Here is an 18981-nt window from a genome sequence, read left to right on the forward strand (position 1 = left end):
ATTTTACTTGTTTATGTTGTTTAAAAAATAGCGGAGATTTAGGTAAAAGGCTCTCCCGGGCTTTTGTAGACTAAAGTTGTCGTAAAGCAACGCATCTGTAATATTTCTGCATTCTAACCCCACATTATATTTGCCGCTTGCAACACTGTAAACCAGGTTAATATCGTGGCTCAGTTGCTGAGGAATGTCAAGCTTGTCGCCGCCCCGGCTTGGCCAATACAGGTAAAAAGCGTGGACGTAAAGCAGATTATACCCGATATTAAGATTGTTGCCTTTGCGGCCGACATTTCTGAGCGATACTGATACGTCGCCATTCCCGAAGAAGTAAGGAATATTTGGCATCTGATCTTTATAAACCGGACTTACACCTGTGTATTCGGGTTCGTATTTTTGCAGGTTTTGCAGATATTGATAGGTGATCGTGGTTCCCAGCGTTAGCCAGTTTTTGTAAGAGTACCTGATTTCTCCGTCTCCACCGACTGTCCTGACTCCGTCCCTGTTATCGGCAACTAACTTCGACTGGTTGTTATTTAGCCTGTTGTAAATGAAATTATCCGACCTGCGGTAAATGGCGTTGGCGTTTACCAGAAATTTACTGTTGCTGTTCGCGGAAAAGGCGTAGCTAACTCCGATGTTGAAGTTATTGCTCTGCTCCGGCCTTAAATTCGGGTTACCTTCCTGGTTTTCTACGTCGCCAAATATTTCCTGAGCTTCGGGCATCCGGTTCGTCAATTCATACGAAGATTTTATTTGAAGGGCAGGCAACAAGAAATAGGTCGCTGCAATTCCGTAACCAAACTTGTTTGTAGCTGCCGCATTTGCCGCGCTTCCGTTTATATTATTCTGATAGATATATTTTCCGAAAACAGATACACTCCAATTGTCTCGTACGTCGTAGCTGTAGCCGAGGCCCAATACATTTTTTTGTGTCTTTTTTGTAAGCTCGTTATCGGCACTTGACGGATTTATCGCATCGTTGCCTTTTCTGTTAAAGGTGGTAAACACGTCACTCAGGGCCACTGACTGATGTTCGCCAATGCGATAGTTCACTACGGATGTAGCGATGCCGTTGTTGTTTTTGTATTTATACATGCTTTTGGACCGCTCACCATTAGACCCATTCGGCTTGCTGTTGCCATACCAATCATACCTTACGTTCATCGTGTCGATGTTTTGTTCACTTCCGAGGTTGTAATTCGCGTTAAGCGTGACATCAAGATTCTTTATGAGATTCGCCTTTTTGTATTTCAGGGTTGGCATGATAATATCACCTTTGCGGTGCCATCCGCCGAAAACTGATACCATGCGGGCGCCGGTCTGTATTTCCTTGTAGTTTTTTCCGAGCGTAATTCCCAGCAGAAGCTTATCTGCCCAGGACTTGTCGACTACGCCAACATTGACGATCAGGTTTTCATTATGATATGTATCATGAAAGCGATTTAACAAGGTGTTGGGAGCGTAAGCTCCTGTATTAATGTCGGCGGCGTCCACTTTTACACGGTAGCTGTTATCCGAATAATTTTGAAATGCATTCAATTGAACTGTTAAGCCTCTTTTGTTGGTAAGCGCGGTATTGATTACGGTTCTGTGGGTATTGAATGACCCGTATGAATACGATGCGTCGATGTAATTACGGTAGCTGTCGCCGGTCACAATATTGATTGCTCCGCCAAGCGCATCGGAGCCAAGCCAGATAGGTACAACGCCTTTATACACTTCGAGCCGTTCAGCAACGTTTATCGGTATGTTATTGATCTGGAAGGAGGATCCGAAATTGTCCATGGGGATCCCATCAATAAAATACCTTACGTGATTACCTGAAAAACCGTTAAGAGAAAGATTAAAGTTTGATCCTACGCCGCCGGATTCACGGACGCGAATGCCTGATACCCGGTCTAATGCGCCAGCCAGATCAAGTGTTGTATTGTAAAGTTTTTTAGCGTCAACGGCTGTAACATTAAAAGCTTGCCGGTTGCTTTCCTGTGCCGCCGAACGACCGGTTACTGTAACCGTTTCCATGTTAACGATAGCGCTTTTGACAGCTATGAGCAACTCCGTTTCATTTCCGGTAGTGATTGTAATCGCCCGTTGCAGTGGTTTAATCCCGATACCGGTTATTGTGAGGGTGTATTTACCGGGGGCAATGTTCCTGATTGCGAACAAACCTGCGTTATCCGAAACCGTGCCGAATGCAGTATTTAAAAGTTTGACTGTCGCTGATTCAACCGGTTCTCCGGCTTCATTTTTTACGTACCCCTTCAGGGATCCGGTAGTTTGTGCGTTTGAAAAAATACTACAGGCACATAGAAGTCCTAGTAGCAAAATTTGTTTAATTTGCATTGCTTTTTAAATAACACTTTGAGGAGCAACCCAAGTAATTGGGCAAGCCGTACAGTTCCCGCTGTGCGGCTATTTTTTAATGATGCAAATATATCTTTATTTAGACTTATTACAAATAATGTTTCAATTTGTCTGAATAGGCCTGTCAGGTTTATCGGTCGTAATAGCTTTAAATCTCGGAGATAACGGTTTGCTGCTAGCTAAAAAGTGGCTTTGGTATACTGAAAGGGCACTTTCTCGACTGGTGGAATGGCTGCTCGGCTATGTCGAGATTTTTGAATTGCTTTTTATATTGAGCTGGCAGAAGGCAGTCTCTTACTTGCTTCTGCAGCTGGAGGTTATTTAATATTCTATATATGCGAAGTAGGGGCAGCAACAGCGTTCCGTTGCCGAGCGATAATTTTTTCTGTACAATTTCCGGGCATAACGTAGCTTGCACCAATCTTAACAGAAGATACCTGGCGGTTCCCAAATGCTTTTTATATTGCTTAAAAAGGTGAATAGAATAGTCGCTTAACGCGAGATTGGTTTGCAAATGATTATCCCTGGCAAATTTCCAGGCTTGAAAGTTTTCAGGTAGATCTTTAACCTGCATGCGTATACCGACGTCGTGAAACGTCGCAAAAATTTCTTCCTTCTGTTCATCGGTCAGTTTGCGTTCCAGGAGTTCGTACGAGCGGATAGAATAATCAATCAGCATAAATAACACATCGCGATATGCCCAGTCTGGAATTGATTTTCCCCGCGACTGTTCAACGTGTTTATGTATAAATGTAATCTGGTCAATGGATGCAAGGGCATCTTCGTAAGGTGAAAAGATGATTTTTTTTGCATAGGCAACCGTCGAAAATAATCGGCCGATTGGATCCGCAGGAAGTTTGCCGGTAAAATAAAGCCAGTCCACTGCCTTGTTTAAGGCAAATTCTGCAGCGGCGCCGGCGAATATAAACAGGATTGTGTCCGCCTTGCTCCAAACCTGCCGTACAATCGAATTCTCATTAACGAAAAAGTTCCTGTTCATAATGTCGTTGTATTGGTTCGGTTAGAGTTTAAATTATATAGCATCCTTTCGGCAGACCAGATCACCAACATACCCCAAGTGTACATCAGCATATCAATCCATGAAAACGACGTTTCCATCAGGATCCTTGCCGTGGGCGAATTTTTTAAACCAAGTATGTTTAATATATCAAAAAGTTGCAGGATCTCAATGAGATACGAGAACAACAGCACACCGAGCGCCGCGATGTAGTCATCAGTTTGAACAAAGCTTTTTACAAGGCAATAAAGCAGGATCACGACGAGGAAGTCGCCTACGAAGGGGCGTATTATTGAATCGTGGCAAAATAGCGCGATTAAAATTTCGATCGCCAAAAGGATGGACGCGGAGATTAAGTAAGTTGATCGAAGCTTAAACATAAAGGGTGCGATTTTGTAAATCTCTCAGATCAACAGTCGCTCGATATGCGATCAGCAAAGGAATTAGACCTAAAATGCCGAAAGAGCAGTCAATAAGCCGCCAGAACATGGGGATGTGCCGGGCCTGACCCGCAATGATAACGAACGGAACAACAAGCAGACAAGCAAGGATGCCAAATTCAATTACCCAGATATTTTTTACAGGGTCTTTTAATGGCCCGATAAACAATACCGCTAAATTCAAGTGTGCAAATGCTAACCAGTCGGTTCCATAACTTAGGTACGGATATATATTATTAGTCGAAACAATAGCATGATAAACAGTTTCGAACCATTCTGCCACCACAAAGGGAAAACTTGTTGAATGATTAACCAGCCATTTTAATTCGGTTTCAATTGGAAAGGCTGTAAGGCCACTGATCAGCAAGCCAACTATCATGATACTGATGCAAATCCTTATTCTTAGCAGCAGGCGATTTTCGATTTTCATGTACAAAGCCAGTTTTAAAGTTTTTCGATTTTTTTTAAAAGTACTTTGAAAATCAAAGTATCTTATTAAAAAAATTTATAATTTTTGTTGTTTGATTAAATTTTCAAGGGCTTCTAAATGTTTTTTAAATGCGGATATACCTTTTTTTGATGCCTGGTAACGGGTGTTAGGTTTCCGGCCGACAAACGATTTACTGACTGTAATATATTCATCCTTTTCCAAAGCTTTTAAGTGCGATGCAAGATTGCCGTCCGTTACTTCCAGGAGTTCTTTCAAAGAATTGAAATCGTAGCTTTCGTTTGCAACCAGAACGCTCATAACTTGTAAGCGAATCCTGTTTTCGAATGCCTTATCAAAATTAACCAGCGCTATTTTCACGATCGTATTTAAAGTACATAACAGCACCGTAGATGATGTGTAATACACCAAAGCCCGCCGCCCAAAAAAATAAACCATATCCCGGAAGCAGTGCAGCAATAAGTCCGAGGACTATTTCAAAGATGCCAAGCCACTTTACATCGCCGTAAGTATAATTGCTTGCCGCCACCAGCGAGAGACCATAAAAGATAAGGCAACCCGGAGCGATTACGCCAATGAAACCTTTGATCAATAAAATTATCACGAAAATGCCGCCGGTGATTAGCGGGAGTATTCCGTTCCTCAGTAATAATTTGCTGCTTTGATTCCATGCGTTTTCGCCTTTTGCTCTGGCCTTGCGAATAGTAAGTAAAACGCCGGTCGAGATTGCCAGAACTAAAACAACAAGGGCGAGTATAACAAGTTTAATTAGTAAAGCCTGCCCATAATCCGGATCAGAAAATGGCTTGAAATCATTGTTTATAGTAATTAGATTGTATGCTATAACGGCGCCGATCAGCGCATAAATTCCTGCCAAAACGCCCGATAAACCGCTTAAAGAAATAAATTTCGTCGAACGCTCCATCAGCGTTCTGATCGAACTTATTTCAGCGTACAAATCTTTTTCTTCCATTTTAAAGTACTTTGTAGTTCAAAGTAAGCGGAATTATGTCAAATATCCAAATCTTTTAAAATAATGTTTTACGCTTTAACTTCATTATCTCTATCCGGAAGTTACTTAAAATGTTACCCCTTTCTAAGCGACGACTTACGAATAACCAGGTCAGCGCTGATAACTATTGTATTGATGTTTTGTATATCACTGATTCCCTTGAGATGATCAGTAAGACTTCTCGCAGCTACTTCACCCATATGTTTACCCGGGTAATTGATTGTCGTTAACGAAGGCTCTATCAGATTTCCTATAGCATCATTATTGAAACCCACCACAGCAATATCTTTAGGGATCCTGATTCCGTTTTCTTTCAACGTTCGCATGCACACTGCGGCAACAAAATCATTAGTAATAAATACGCCGTCCGGGCGGGGATTCATCTTAAGTATTTTCCATGCGGATTCTATTCCAGCATTCTCGCTCAGGTCGTTAATAATGAGCATGTTGTCTTCGATGGGTATTTTGTTGTCAGACAGTGCATCACGGTAACCACGAAATCTTTCCGAATACACATTACGCTCGAGGCTCGAGGTGACATGTGCAATTCGTTTGCATCCCTGCTCAATTAAATGCCGGGTTGCCTGGTATCCGCATCGGTAGTTGTCAATAACCACTGTTGTGTTGCCAAAGCTTTTTTCTACACGATCAAAGAAGATCACTGGAACACCTTTGTCAATGAAGGGTTTAAAATGATCGAGGTTTTGGGAGTCGAATGAAAGAGAAGCAATAATACCATCCACTCGGCGGTGAAAAAGATTTTTAGCGTTGGCTGCTTCCTTAATGTATTGTTCGGAAGAGTGGGCAATAATAATATTGTAGCCCGTTTCGGCAGCAACCTTTTCAACCCCGGCCAATACAGAATTAATAAAGTTACTATGTAACTCATGAACCATGAAACCGATTGTATTTGTTTCCCGTGTTCTGAGGTTCCTGGCGAAGTGATTTGAGCGATAGCCTAGTTTTTCTGCAAGGTCAAAAACCTTTTTTCGCGTTTTTTTACTAACAACCGAATCATCATTTAAAGCCCTACTGATCGTCGCTGTTGATACATTAAGCTCATTTGCAAGGTCATAAATAGTTATCTCTCTTCCTTTGATCGCCATAAAAAGGTTTAATTTCTAGCTATAGATCTACCGATCTGATAAAAATAAAATTTTTTGCAATCGGTTGCATTATTTAACAAATCTTTTTACTTTGGTCTTAAATTATAAACCGGCCAGAAGAAATATCTGGTTTGATAGCCAAAATCTTTTTTAACCTTTTATTAACCAATTAAAAGTAATCTTATGCGAATTACTGTTTACTCAAGAGAGAAGGTAATCGGATTTAGCGGGTTTCTTGTCAAGCGAGCAATTACTGTTGCGTTTGTAGCCCTGTTAACTCTTTTTTCCGTGTCGCTTTATGCACAAAACCTTGCAATCCGCGGAAAAGTTGTCGACTCTTCCGGTCAGCCAGTACCGGGCGCTACCGTCAAGGTAAAAGGTACACAGAATGGCGTTTCTGCCGATGCTAATGGAAGTTTCCAGATCTCGGCTCCCGGAAATGCCACATTAGAGATATCGTCAGTGGGGTTGGCCAAACAGGAAATGTCGATAAACAACCGTACCAATATTACTATTAAGTTATTGGCAGACAGCCAGACATTGCAGGATGTGGTGGTAGTGGGATACGGCAGCCGTCGCAGAGAAGCGGTGACGGGTTCTGTGGCTTCTATCAGCGGAGCTACGCTAAACGAAGTTCCATCGGCCAATATCTCGCAAGCTCTGCAAGGCCGTGTAGCAGGCGTGCAATTGGCACAAACTTCAACAAAACCTGGAGCTACCATGCAGATCCGCATCCGCGGAACACGATCAATAAATGCTGAAAACGATCCGCTGATTGTGTTGGACGGTATTCCATTTGCCGGAACAATCGCGGATATCAGCCCGGACGATATAAAGAGCCTGGATATACTCAAAGATGCTTCTGCAACTGCTATATACGGATCACGCGGAGCCAATGGAGTTATACTTGTCACAACAAAAAAAGGTAACAAAGGACAAGCGTCACAGTTATCTTACAGCGGTTACTACGGCGCAAAGGATGTAATGAAATATCCGATGATGACCACCGATAAGTACATCGCGTTAAGAAAAAGAGCAGGTTTAAATATGAATCCGGGAGCTGATGAAGACATCTCGGGAGCGACGAATACAGACTGGCAGGATTTGTTTTACAGATCGGCTAACGTACAAAACCACGACATAAGTTTAACCGGAAGCGGAGCTAACAATACCTATAAGGTTGGTGCCGGCTACTATAAAGATGAGGCTCCGATACCATTGTCTGATTATAGCCGTCTTTCTTTACGCGCATCCCTTGATCAGGAAGTAGGTAAACTGTTTCGCATAGGATTTACCACAAATAACAATTTCAATATTACCAATGGCGCAAACCTGGGAATGTATGGGGTTTTAAGCATGTCTCCGCTGGCAAATCCTTATGCTGCTGACGGAACGTTTAAGAGGGTGGTGAGCATGCCGCAGGATAATCAGTGGGTTTATACCGAACAAACGATGAATGCGTTGGGAGATAAATACGTCAATAAAACAAAGGAATTCGGTACATACAATTCAGCTTATGGCGAGATGAAAATTCCAGGAGTTGACGGCTTGAAATATCGTTTAAATCTTGGAGCGAACTATCGTACAGGTAATACCGGAAGCTATACCGGAATCGGAGTTTTCAGTGCGGATGCGGCGAATCCTAACACCGCTTCGGTTAATAATTCTCTTACCACCCAATGGGCCATCGAAAACTTGTTATTTTACGATAAGACTTTTGCGAAAAAACATACACTTAACGTAGTGGGTCTGTACTCATCAGAACAAATAAGATTCAATAGCTCGTCTATAGGCAGAAGAAATATCGCGGGGGATAACTTCCAATACTTTAACCTGGGACAGACATCAACAGGCAGCAACGATGATATCTCGTTAGATCCTAACAATCAGAATTACTGGGTTAGTGGCCTGATGTCGTTCATGGGACGTGTTATGTATTCTTATGACGACCGTTACATGATCAGTGCTACTTTCCGTAGTGATGCTTCTTCGCGCCTGGCCGAGGGGCATAAATGGCACAGCTATCCGGCAGTTTCTGTGGGATGGAACCTTCACAGAGAGTCGTTCATGGAGAATGTAACATGGTTAAACTCTTTGAAGCTACGTGCAGGTTACGGACAAACTTCCAACCAGTCGGTAGCACCATACGCTACGTTGGGACGTTTAAGTGTAAGGCCGTATAATTATGGAGCCACAAACGCGAACGGTTACTATGTAACTGAGTTGCCTAACCCGAATTTGGGGTGGGAGTATTCTAAAACAAAAAACTTTGGAGTTGACTTCTCTTTATTCCAAAACAGGCTTTCGGGTACGGCAGAATATTACGACACCAAAACCGAAGATCTTTTACTTGCCGTGGGCCTTCCGCCTACATCAGGCGTAAGCAGTTATACCGGGAACGTTGGATCCACTCAAAATAAAGGGTGGGAGCTTTCGCTTAATGGTGTAATATTAAACAATCTGAACGGCTGGACATTGGAAGCTGGTGTAAATGTCTATCGCAACGTAAATAAAATTGTCAGTCTGGCTTCAGGACAAACACGTGATGAGGGTAACTGGCTTTTTGTTGGGCAGCCTTTGAACGTGATATTCGACTATAAAAAAGTAGGTATCTGGCAGGCTGATGAGGCTACGGCTGTAAAGCAATATGAAGGCAGCGGTGGCCAGGTTGGTATGATAAAAGTACTTTATACGGGTGGTTACAATGCCGATGGCTCGCCTACCCGTGTTATTGGATCCGATGACAGGCAAATTTTGAATGCTGATCCTGACTTTCAGGGTGGATTCAATACCCGCGTTGGATATAAGTCTTTTGATCTTAGCATTGTAGGAACTTTCCAGAGCGGTGGTCTTTTAAACAGCACGCTTTATGGATCAAACGGTTATCTGAATCTTGAAGATGGCCGTCGCGGACAGATTGATATTGACTACTGGACCCCGGAGAATCCTGGCGCCAAATACCCGGATCCATTAGGGCCTAAAAACAGTAACAATCCAAAATATGGTTCCACATTAGGCTACTTCGACGGGTCATTTACGAAAATACGTACCATCTCACTTGGTTATAATTTTTCAGGAAAATGGATGGGTTCTACAGGAATAAAGAGATTGCGCTTGTACGCAACGGCGCAAAATCCATTCGTTCTGTTCTCTCCATATTATAAAGGGTCGGGCATGGATCCTGAAAGTAATTCATATGCTAACGACAGTGCAAATATGGCCGTTGCTTATGGATATGGACAAAGAAGGTTGCTGACTGTAGGATATAACACGCCTACAACCCGCAATTATTTATTAGGTATTAATGTAACATTTTAGACATAAGACAATGAAGCGAATTCTCACACAATCATTAAGACTTTCAGTTCTGGCTGCATTGTTCCTTACAGGATGCACCAAAATATTGGATGAAGAGCCGCGAAGCATTTTTACCCCGGAGTATTTCAAAACGGAAGCAGGCGTCCAGGGCGGTATCACATCATGTTATGCTCACCTGCGCTTAATGTTCGGTAACGGCTATTTCATCAATTCCAACCAGATCAGTACGGATGAGTCTACCTGGGGACAAAACTCTGATGGAAATGTAAAAAACCTGGATTTTTCAGGGGTAGGAAATATCGACCCTGCAAGCAGCAATACAGGTATACTTTGGGGAGCGGCATTTCCCAATATCAATACGGCCAGCGGTGTAATTGAAAACGGAGCGGCGGTTGGCGTTGCCGAATCACTTGTCGCTGAAGCCAGGTTTTTCCGGGCGTTTGATTATTTTTTGCTGGTTCAAACTTTCGGTGGCGTGCCATTGGATCTGGGTGCCGGCGAGTTAAAATTCAATACTTCTACCGTGCGGACGTCAAAACGTAATACGGTGCCGGATGTATACACCAAGGCAATCTTTCCTGATTTATTAATCGCAATTGACAAATTACCAACTGCAGGACGCGTTGTAGGCGGTGTTACCAAAACAGTTGCAAGCCTGTATCTTGCGAAAGCTTATTTAACTTACGGCTGGTGGTTACAAAATCCAAATAACATCCCAACTTACCCGGAGGCGCCAAGAACTGACCCGGCCGGGCACGATGCGGCATGGTATTTCAAGGAAGCTTATAATGTTGCAGCAACTGCTATTGAAAGCCCTGGTTCGGCAGGCCTTCAGCCTACATTTTATGATGTGAGTATCGCCACCAACGACCGTAATAATGAAGTGCTGTTATATGCTGATCACACAGAAAAAAGCAGTATTTACAATGGTGGAGATCTGAGTTATAGCGGCGGCGGTTTTGGTACCGATAGCTTTGCCCAGTGGTTTGAGCAATGGAACTATACAAATATCAGAAGCAGCAGTTCTAATTCAAGCTGGGCTGCAGTAAGCACTGTGCAGCGTGCAGCAGTCCAGTCATTGGGCCGCCCATGGACTATGCTGGCGCCGCCTCAAGGCATATTTAAAAATACCTTCGCAGACAAAACGAACGATTCGCGTTATGATGGCACGTTCGTAACACGCTACCGCAGCAACTGGAAAGAAGCCGGAATGAAGGTCGAAACAATGTTCAATGCCAATTTTCTGCCAGTGGCCAATGGTGATCCGATTCTTAGCTTTTTAGACCAAGATGTGGCTGGCGTAGACTATTCAAATTCAAAATTCAATAGTAACGTCGGCGCAGGAGTTTTGCCTGGAAGAGCAGATTTTGTTGTTGAGCCAAGCGCCTATAGCCGCATTTGTTATCCGGGTAACTGGAAATTAGGCCCTTACCGCACCGATAATAACGGTGGTTTAGGACAGCCTAATGCAAGTCTTACCCGTCCCTTCCCTGTAGCTAAGTTTTCTGAGTTATTTTTCATCGCGGCCGAAGCAGCTGTTAAGGGCGCTCCTACAAGAGGTATTGCCGGTGCGTATGCAAACGACGGCAGCGCCAGAGGATTAATTAATGTTATCCGTGCGCGTGCAGGTAAATGGCGTTGGGATAATGGCGGAAACGTAGCCAAAATACAGGATAACAGCGCTGCAATGATCGCTGCTACGCCTGCTGCAATTGATATCAATTACATTTTAGCAGAAAGATCACGTGAATACTTTGGTGAAGGTTATCGCTGGACAGATCTGGTTCGTACGCAAAAGTGGGTTGAGTTGAGCAGCTCATTCGTGATAGCAGGTAAAACAAATCCTAACGACTGGAAGGATCATACCGTCGGAACGGTTACCCGCACTATTTCAGCGAATTATTATCTCCGCCCAATCCCGACATCTCAGCTGGACGGAATGGATATGACCGCTGAAGAAAAGAAATCTTATCAAAATCCTGGATACTAATTGGTTAGGTGTTTGCCGTAATCTTTGGGATTACTCTAAGGAGAGATGTCTCATCTCTCCTTTATTTTTAATACCTGGCGAAATCATTACTATCTTATATGAAACAGTCAATCCCTTTATTTTTAAAACAACTAATTCTTTTTAAAGAACTTTATCAACGATATAAAGGCAGATTGAAATTGTTATCGTTAATTATACTGTTAGTTCACTTTTCATGTGCCGCACAAAGAAAAGGAACCGATCAACCTCATGCCAGGGAAAGGATTAATATAAATAAAGGCTGGATGTTCATGCGTTACGATGGCAAAGCTGATGATTTGATGTATGACGAACGACCCGCTGTCACCAACCGGAAAGATGACATTGTAGCCGATAGTAGACCATCTCAAACCGCATTCGAAGGCACATCAGAGAATGTGCTCAAAAAATGGATATTGCCTGCGGCAAATGATTTTATTAAAGATCCCGCGAAGCATTTTGTAAGGCCCCAGGGAAACCCTGGCAGTAAATTTCCATTTGTCGGGCCAGACTTTGATGACAAGAACTGGGAGCACATAAACCTCCCTCATGACTGGGCCGCCAAAGGCCCTTTCTATAAAGAAGCCGATGCTATTGTTGGCGGAGGGATGGGAAGACTGCCAATTCAGGGTGTGGCCTGGTACCGGAAGAGAATTGATATTCCGGCGGCAGACCAAGGCAAATCTATCTACCTGGAAATAGACGGCGCCATGTCTTATGCAATGGTGTGGTTAAACGGAAGTCTGGTGGGTGGTTGGCCGTACGGTTATAACTCTTTCCGACTCGATCTTACCCCGTATGTTAAATTTGGCAAAGACAATCAAATTGCCATTCGTTTAGATAATCCGACGAATTCATCAAGGTGGTATCCAGGCAGCGGATTGTACAGGAATGTCTGGCTTACAAAAACTAATCCTGTGCAGATAGCGCAGTGGGGCACTTGTATTCGAACGTCAGCTGTTTCCAAATCATCTGCAACCGTAGATCTGGATGTTACTGTTGAGAATAAAGGCACTACCAGCCGACAAGTGAAGGTACTTACAGATATTTATAGCCTGAACGAGAAATTTGAAAAAGTAAGAAAGATCAGCAGTTTCACTCCGTTAACCGCAAATCTTGATAAACACACAAAGCATTCAGTTAAAGGCCAAATTCAGCTGACTAATCCGGCTCTATGGGGGCCTTTGCCTAAACAAAAACCTAACCTGTATGTAGCGGTAACCCGATTATTTCTGGGTGGACATGAGGTTGATACTTATGAAACACCATTCGGTGTCCGGGATATTAGGTTTGATCCTGTTAAAGGAGTGATGGTTAACGGCGAGCCGGTTAAAATACAGGGTGTTAACCAGCATCACGATCTCGGCGCTCTCGGAGCAGCTTTTAATTACAGAGCCGCTGAACGACAGCTCGAAATGTTACAGGAACTTGGCTGCAATGCCATTCGCTTGTCCCATAATCCGCCCGCACCTGAATTGTTGGATCTTACGGATAGAATGGGATTTTTGGTGATCGACGAAATTTTTGATTGCTGGGAGCAGGGCAAGACACCGTTAGATTTTCACCTGATCTTTCCTGATTGGTACGAGGCAGATATCCGGTCATTTATCAGACGCGATAAAAATCATCCTTCCGTTATTGCATGGAGTTTCGGCAATGAGGTAGGCGAACAATACACGGCTGAAGCAGGAGCGAAACTGGCTTCTAAATTAAGTGCGATAGTAAAAGATGAAGATCCTGACAGACCTGCAACTGCTTCGATGAACTTCGCTAAACCCAATATGCCATTTCCGGCGGTCATGGATATTCTTTCACTCAATTACCAGGGCGAAGGTATCCGGGATGCGACGGCATATGCCCATTTGAAAGGAATCAGAACATCGCCGTTATATCCCGCCTTCCAAGAGAAATTTCCAGAAAAGTTAATTGTCAGCAGCGAAACGGCATCGACACTAAGTACACGCGGAACATATATTTTTCCGGTAGTTAATGGATACAGCGCGCCGGTAAGCGATTCTACCGGCGGTGATCCTAAAAATCAATATGTAAGCGGGTACGAATTATATACAGCTCAGTTCGGCGCTTCGCCGGACAAAGTTTTTGCCTCACAGGACAAACATCCTTTTGTGGCTGGTGAGTTTGTCTGGTCTGGCTGGGATTACCTGGGGGAACCGACACCTTATTACGGTGCTCGCAGTTCCTATTCGGGGATCATTGACCTTGCAGGATTTAAAAAAGACCGGTTTTATCTGTATCAATCACGCTGGCGGCCTGATCTCCAGTTTGCACATATTCTGCCGCACTGGACCTGGCCCGGCAGGGAAGGAGAAATTACGCCGGTTCATGTTTTCTCGTCGGCGGATGAGGCCGAACTATTTATTAACGGCAAATCAGCGGGGCGAAAAAAACGGGGTGAGTATGAATACCGTTTCCGCTGGGACAATGTAAAATACGAACCCGGTGAACTTAAGGTAGTAACTTATAAAAATGGCAGGGATTGGGCAACGGAAACGGTGAAAACTGCTGGTGAACCCGTTAAATTAGAACTTAAGGCCGACCGAAATGAGATCGCAGCCAATGGCTCTGACCTTTCGTTTATCACCGTGAGAGTTTTGGATAAAAATGGTAATATGGTACCGCAGGCTAATAATAATATTGCATTTTCCATAGCCGGTCCAGGAGAAATCGTTGCGACAGATAATGGTGATCCTGCGGATTTGGTTGCTTTTCCGTCCAGAGAGCGTAAGGCACTTAGCGGTATGGCGCTGGTGATCGTCAGATCGAAAGATAAGCAGCCGGGTAAATTTACCATAACGGCTGCCGCGAAAAATCTCGTTCCGGCGAAGCTCGAATTATCCGGTAAATGATAACAAAGAACTGCTAGCAGGTTAGGGATATGAAATTTACAGTTATAGCAATATTCTATCTATGAAAATAAGTTATTTATCGATTTTATTCATGTTGCTTAACACCTTTACGTTTGCACAGGATGGCCATGATCTGTGGTTGTATCGATACAATCCAAATCCGGTTAAAATTTTGTCTTCCCACCATTCGGTTATTTTGGCAACCGCAAAACAAGAGCTCACGCAGGGCTGGAAAGGAAACCCAAATGCGACTGTGAAATTTGTTCTTAAAAAAGATAAAAGCCTGGCTGCAGATGGATTTACGATCAACAGTAATGTTATAACAGCAAACACGGATAAAGGAATTTTATATGGCGTATTTGATCTGCTGCGCCGCCAAAATACGGGCGAAACTATATCCGATATAAAAGAAAATCCTTCTTACCAGGTAAGGATACTGAACCACTGGGACAATCCCGACGGATCAGTAGAACGTGGTTATGCCGGAAACTCTATATTCTGGCGAAATAATGACGTTAACGTAACCGAAAACGACTTAAAGCTTTGGAAGGAATATGCGAGGGCAAACGCTTCAATAGGCATAAATGCTGCGGTACTGAATAATGTTAATGCATCGCCATTAATACTTACTCCGGAATACTTGCAACGGGTTAAGGCTATCGCTGCACAACTTCGCCCTTACGGGATTAAAACGTACCTGTCGGTCAAATTTTCCTCTCCGGCACTATTAGGGAAACTAAAAACATCAGACCCGTTAAATCCTGAAGTCATTAGATGGTGGAATGAAAAAGTAAAAAAGATATATACTGTGATTCCCGATTTTGGCGGATTTCTGGTTAAAGCAAGCAGTGAAGGCCAGCCCGGACCCCAGGATTTTGGACGCACGCATGCAGACGGTGCCAATATGCTTGCCGATGCGGTAAAGCCTTACGGTGGTATCATTATGTGGAGGGCCTTTGTATATAGCCCGCACGACATGGACAGGGCTAAGCAAGCCTATAACGAGTTTATGCCTTTGGATGGTAAGTTCAGAAGCAATGTCATAGTCCAGGTGAAGAACGGGCCCATCGACTTTCAGCCTCGTGAGCCGTTTAGCCCATTATTTGGAGCAATGAAAAAGAACGCGGTTATGCCGGAGTTTCAGATCACCCAGGAATATCTTGGGCACTCCGTTTACCTGGTTTACCTGTCAACGATGTGGGAGGAATGTCTTAAGGCGGATACTTACCAGGCGGGAAAAGGAAGTACCGTAGCAAAAGTGACTGATGGAAGTGTTTTTAAGCAAGCTCTTACAGCCATTGCGGGTGTTTCAAATATCGGTTTAGATACCAATTGGACAGGCCACCAATTCGGACAGGCAAACTGGTACGCGTTTGGCAGACTGGCCTGGAATAATAACCTAAGCAGCGAGCAAATAGCGGATGAATGGCTGAAACTTACGTTTTATAATTCTCTGTCAATTGCCGGGAAAGAAAAAAAGCAGGAATGGGAAAGCAAATTCTTAGCACCTGTAAAACAGATGATGATGGATAGTCGGGAAGCCGCTGTAAATTATATGACGCCGCTTGGATTGCATCATATTATGGCGGCTAATGAGCATTACGGTCCTGGACCCTGGTGGGGCCCCAAAGGCGTGCGTGCGGATTGGACGCCGTTATATTATCACAAAGCTGGAGAAGACGGCGTTGGTTTCGACAGAACGCATAAGGGAAGTGATGCCGTAAGTCAGTATCATGAACCCCTGGCCGGGCAATACAATGATCCGAAAACCTGCCCGGAGGAGTTACTGCTCTGGTTTCATCATATACCCTGGAACTATCAAATGAAAAGCGGGAAGACTTTATGGAATGAGCTTTGTCTCCATTACGATAAAGGTGTCAGCCAGGTACGGAATTTTCAAAAAGTTTGGGACGAGGTTGAGCCTTATGTTGACCAAACAAGATTTACAGAGGTTCAGCGAAAGCTTAGAAAGCAGGCTACGAACGCTATTCTTTGGAAGGACGCTTGTTTGCTTTACTTCCAGAAATTTAGCCATATGCCTATTCCTTATGATTTGGAACGTCCGGTCAATAATCTGGATGAGATCATAGCTAATGATAAATACAGCAAGTAAAAAAGAAACCATATGAAAGCAACTATCACATTCATCGTTTTCATCACAGTAGGATTGCAAAGTTTTGCGCAAACAGATCCGGCAAAATTAAAGTACCGGAACTACTTTAAAGAAGCCGGATATAAAGAAAAGGATATCGATAAGAAAGTTGCCCGGGCATATACGGCGCTTTTCGAAGGGCCCAACAAAATTTATTTTGAAGTTGGCGATTCCATGGCTTATGTGTCCGATATAAAGAATCATGATGCCCGGACAGAAGGACTGTCGTATGGAATGATGGTGGCTGTGCAGTTGAATAAAAAAGAGGTGTTTGACAGAATCTGGAGATGGTCGAAAAAATACTTGCAGCACCAGGACGGCCCCAGGAAGGGATATTTTGCCTGGAGTATCAACCCTGAAACCATGAAAAAGAATTCTGAAGGTTCGGCTTCTGATGGCGAATTATATTATATTACAGACTTACTCTTCGCGAGTAATAAATGGGGGAACAATACCGGGATAAATTATTACGCCGAAGCCAGGTATATCCTGGATGCGATGTGGAAAAAGGACGGCACAGGTAATATTTATAATCTAATCAATACCGGGCATAAGCAAATCACGTTTGTACCTGAGGGCGATAATTATAACTGGACCGATCCGTCTTATCATCTTCCGGCATTTTATGAAGTGTGGGCGATGTATGCCAAAGACGGTCATGAGGATTTTTATAAGGCTTGCGCCGATACATCCAGAGCGTATCTAAAAAGAGCGACACACCCTGTTACCGGCCTTACTCCTGATTATTCGGAGTTCAGCGGCGCACCGCACAACGCGCGCTGGATGCCTGTAGCTTTTCGTTATGATTCGTGGCGGGTGCCAATGAACATTTCAATGGATTATGCCTGGTTTAAAAAGGATAAAGCATGGCAAAGCGGTTATGCGAAAAGAATTCAGGGATTTTTAAGATCAAAAGGTATCAGCACTTTTGATGATCAGTATAACCCGGATGGTACAAAGCCGGATTGGATATTAGAAGCAGGTGGGTTTAAAAAACTGCGGCATTCTTTGGGGCTGGTTTCCACCGCGGCAACAACGGAAATGATCTATAACCGGAATAAGGACTTTGATTTTGTGAATGCCCTCTGGAATGCAAAATTGGAACCTTATGAGGATGGATATTTCGATCCCTATTACGATGGATTGCTATATCTTTTTAGTCTGATGCATCTTAGCGGCAAATATCAATTGATAACGCCTCAGAAGTAATGAAAGATTGCATAGTGACATATTCTCAACCGATCTTCAATACATCGCCAGCGCAACCTGGTTGCGTCATTGTTATGCAATCGGTTGCAATAAACTTTTTTAAAAATTATACTAGCCCAACCGATATAAATCACCGACTTATTTATTTAAAGCAATGCAGTTTGACAACAACTTGAGAGAGTAATAAAATATTGATAGTCAAATAGATATTTAGAATTAAAGAATGAGTTACACTCTTTTTTATCGAAACTTATAAAATATATCCATTGAACCGAACAGATTTAAACCGTAGACAGATAGCTGTAGTAACCGGAGGAGGCTCTGGCTTAGGATTTGCAATTGCGCAAAAATTTACCGAAAACGACATTTTTACGATCATTATTGGCAGGAGCGGGGATAAGTTAAAGGCTGCTGCCGAAACGCTGGGTGAAAATTGTGCATTTCTCGTTGCCGATCTCGTTAAGCTGGATGCTATCCCTAAGCTGGCGGATGATATCGTAGGGCAATTCGGCCCAGTGGACATTCTGGTGAATAACGCCGGGGTCAACATGAAAAAGGATTTCGAGGAAGTTACAGATGCTGACTTTAGCGACGTCATGCTCACTAATGTTCATGCTGTTTTTTCCCTGAGCCGAGAAATTGTAAGGCACATGCTCCCCAGGAAATCAGGCTGTATCATCAACATAAGTTCGATGGCCGCGCAGTACGGAATTCCGAAAGTGATAGCCTATACAGCCAGCAAAAGTGCAATCGAGGGCATGACGAAAGCCATGGCCGTAGAATTGTCACCTAAGGGAATCAGAGTGAATGCTATAGCGCCGGGCTTTATCTACTCAGCCATGTCTGCCAAGGCGCTGGATGATGATCCCGAACGAAAAGCAAAAGTTTTTGGCAGAACACCTATGGGCGAGATGGGTCAGCCTGAAGACATCGGGAGCGCAGCTCTTTTCCTCGCGGGAGTAGGTGCAAAATATGTAACTGGTATAATTCTCCGGGTTGATGGAGGTAATGCTATAGGATTTTAATTAACTAATTTAAAGCA

13 protein-coding genes are annotated in these 18981 nt (G+C 43.5%); 6 read left to right on the top strand and 7 right to left on the bottom strand.

The genetic code is table 11. The features are described from left to right. Window positions 1–3: 3 nt before the first annotated feature. The 7 genes from GS399_RS12635 to GS399_RS12665 form a co-directional block, all read right to left on the bottom strand. Window positions 4–2340 carry a TonB-dependent receptor gene (locus tag GS399_RS12635; RefSeq protein ID WP_160845002.1) on the bottom strand — a complete coding sequence of 779 codons (2337 nt, stop codon included), beginning with the start codon at window positions 2338–2340 and terminating at the stop codon, window positions 4–6. 196 nt (window positions 2341–2536) lie between these two features. Further along, window positions 2537–3361 carry an oxygenase MpaB family protein gene (locus GS399_RS12640; RefSeq protein ID WP_160845003.1) on the bottom strand — a complete coding sequence of 275 codons (825 nt, stop codon included), beginning with the start codon at window positions 3359–3361 and terminating at the stop codon, window positions 2537–2539. Beyond that, window positions 3358–3759, bottom strand: coding sequence for a ribosomal maturation YjgA family protein (locus GS399_RS12645; protein WP_160845004.1), 402 nt, complete (start codon window positions 3757–3759; stop codon window positions 3358–3360). The genes GS399_RS12640 and GS399_RS12645 overlap by 4 nt, the downstream gene beginning before the upstream one ends. Further along, a complete protein-coding gene (locus GS399_RS12650) occupies window positions 3752–4249 on the bottom strand; it encodes a hypothetical protein (RefSeq protein ID WP_160845005.1) in 498 nt (165 codons plus the stop codon). Before GS399_RS12650 ends, GS399_RS12645 begins: the two co-directional genes overlap by 8 nt. Window positions 4250–4324: 75 nt before the next feature. After that, window positions 4325–4627 carry a winged helix-turn-helix domain-containing protein gene (locus tag GS399_RS20840; protein ID WP_160845006.1) on the bottom strand — a complete coding sequence of 101 codons (303 nt, stop codon included), beginning with the start codon at window positions 4625–4627 and terminating at the stop codon, window positions 4325–4327. Further along, window positions 4608–5240 (bottom strand): hypothetical protein, encoded by a 633-nt coding sequence (locus tag GS399_RS12660; RefSeq protein ID WP_160845007.1) that lies wholly within the window; start codon window positions 5238–5240, stop codon window positions 4608–4610. The genes GS399_RS20840 and GS399_RS12660 overlap by 20 nt, the downstream gene beginning before the upstream one ends. Before the next feature lie 113 nt (window positions 5241–5353). Then, window positions 5354–6385 carry a LacI family DNA-binding transcriptional regulator gene (locus GS399_RS12665; protein WP_160845008.1) on the bottom strand — a complete coding sequence of 344 codons (1032 nt, stop codon included), beginning with the start codon at window positions 6383–6385 and terminating at the stop codon, window positions 5354–5356. Window positions 6386–6568: 183 nt separating this feature from the next. Here GS399_RS12665 and GS399_RS12670 point away from each other — a divergent pair, with 183 nt between their 5' ends. The 6 genes from GS399_RS12670 to GS399_RS12695 all read left to right on the top strand — a co-directional run bounded on the left by GS399_RS12670 (window position 6569) and on the right by GS399_RS12695 (window position 18964). Beyond that, window positions 6569–9703 carry a SusC/RagA family TonB-linked outer membrane protein gene (locus GS399_RS12670; RefSeq protein ID WP_160845009.1) on the top strand — a complete coding sequence of 1045 codons (3135 nt, stop codon included), beginning with the start codon at window positions 6569–6571 and terminating at the stop codon, window positions 9701–9703. Between the two features lie 10 nt (window positions 9704–9713). Then, window positions 9714–11693, top strand: a complete 1980-nt coding sequence (locus tag GS399_RS12675; protein WP_160845010.1) for a RagB/SusD family nutrient uptake outer membrane protein — start codon at window positions 9714–9716, stop codon at window positions 11691–11693. 98 nt (window positions 11694–11791) lie between these two features. Next, window positions 11792–14578: a beta-galactosidase GalB gene (galB, locus tag GS399_RS12680; RefSeq protein WP_160845011.1), complete on the top strand. Its 2787-nt coding sequence runs from the start codon at window positions 11792–11794 to the stop codon at window positions 14576–14578. A 61-nt stretch (window positions 14579–14639) separates the two neighbouring features. Beyond that, a complete protein-coding gene (locus GS399_RS12685) occupies window positions 14640–16691 on the top strand; it encodes an alpha-glucuronidase (protein WP_160845012.1) in 2052 nt (683 codons plus the stop codon). Between the two features lie 12 nt (window positions 16692–16703). Further along, a complete protein-coding gene (locus GS399_RS12690; protein WP_160845013.1) occupies window positions 16704–17939 on the top strand; it encodes a family 8 glycosyl hydrolase in 1236 nt (411 codons plus the stop codon). A gap of 266 nt (window positions 17940–18205) precedes the next feature. After that, window positions 18206–18964 (top strand): SDR family NAD(P)-dependent oxidoreductase, encoded by a 759-nt coding sequence (locus GS399_RS12695; RefSeq protein ID WP_160845014.1) that lies wholly within the window; start codon window positions 18206–18208, stop codon window positions 18962–18964. Window positions 18965–18981: the final 17 nt, after the last annotated feature.

The sequence above is a fragment of the Hufsiella arboris genome, assembly GCF_009834875.1.
GTDB lineage: Bacteria > Bacteroidota > Bacteroidia > Sphingobacteriales > Sphingobacteriaceae > Hufsiella_A > Hufsiella_A arboris.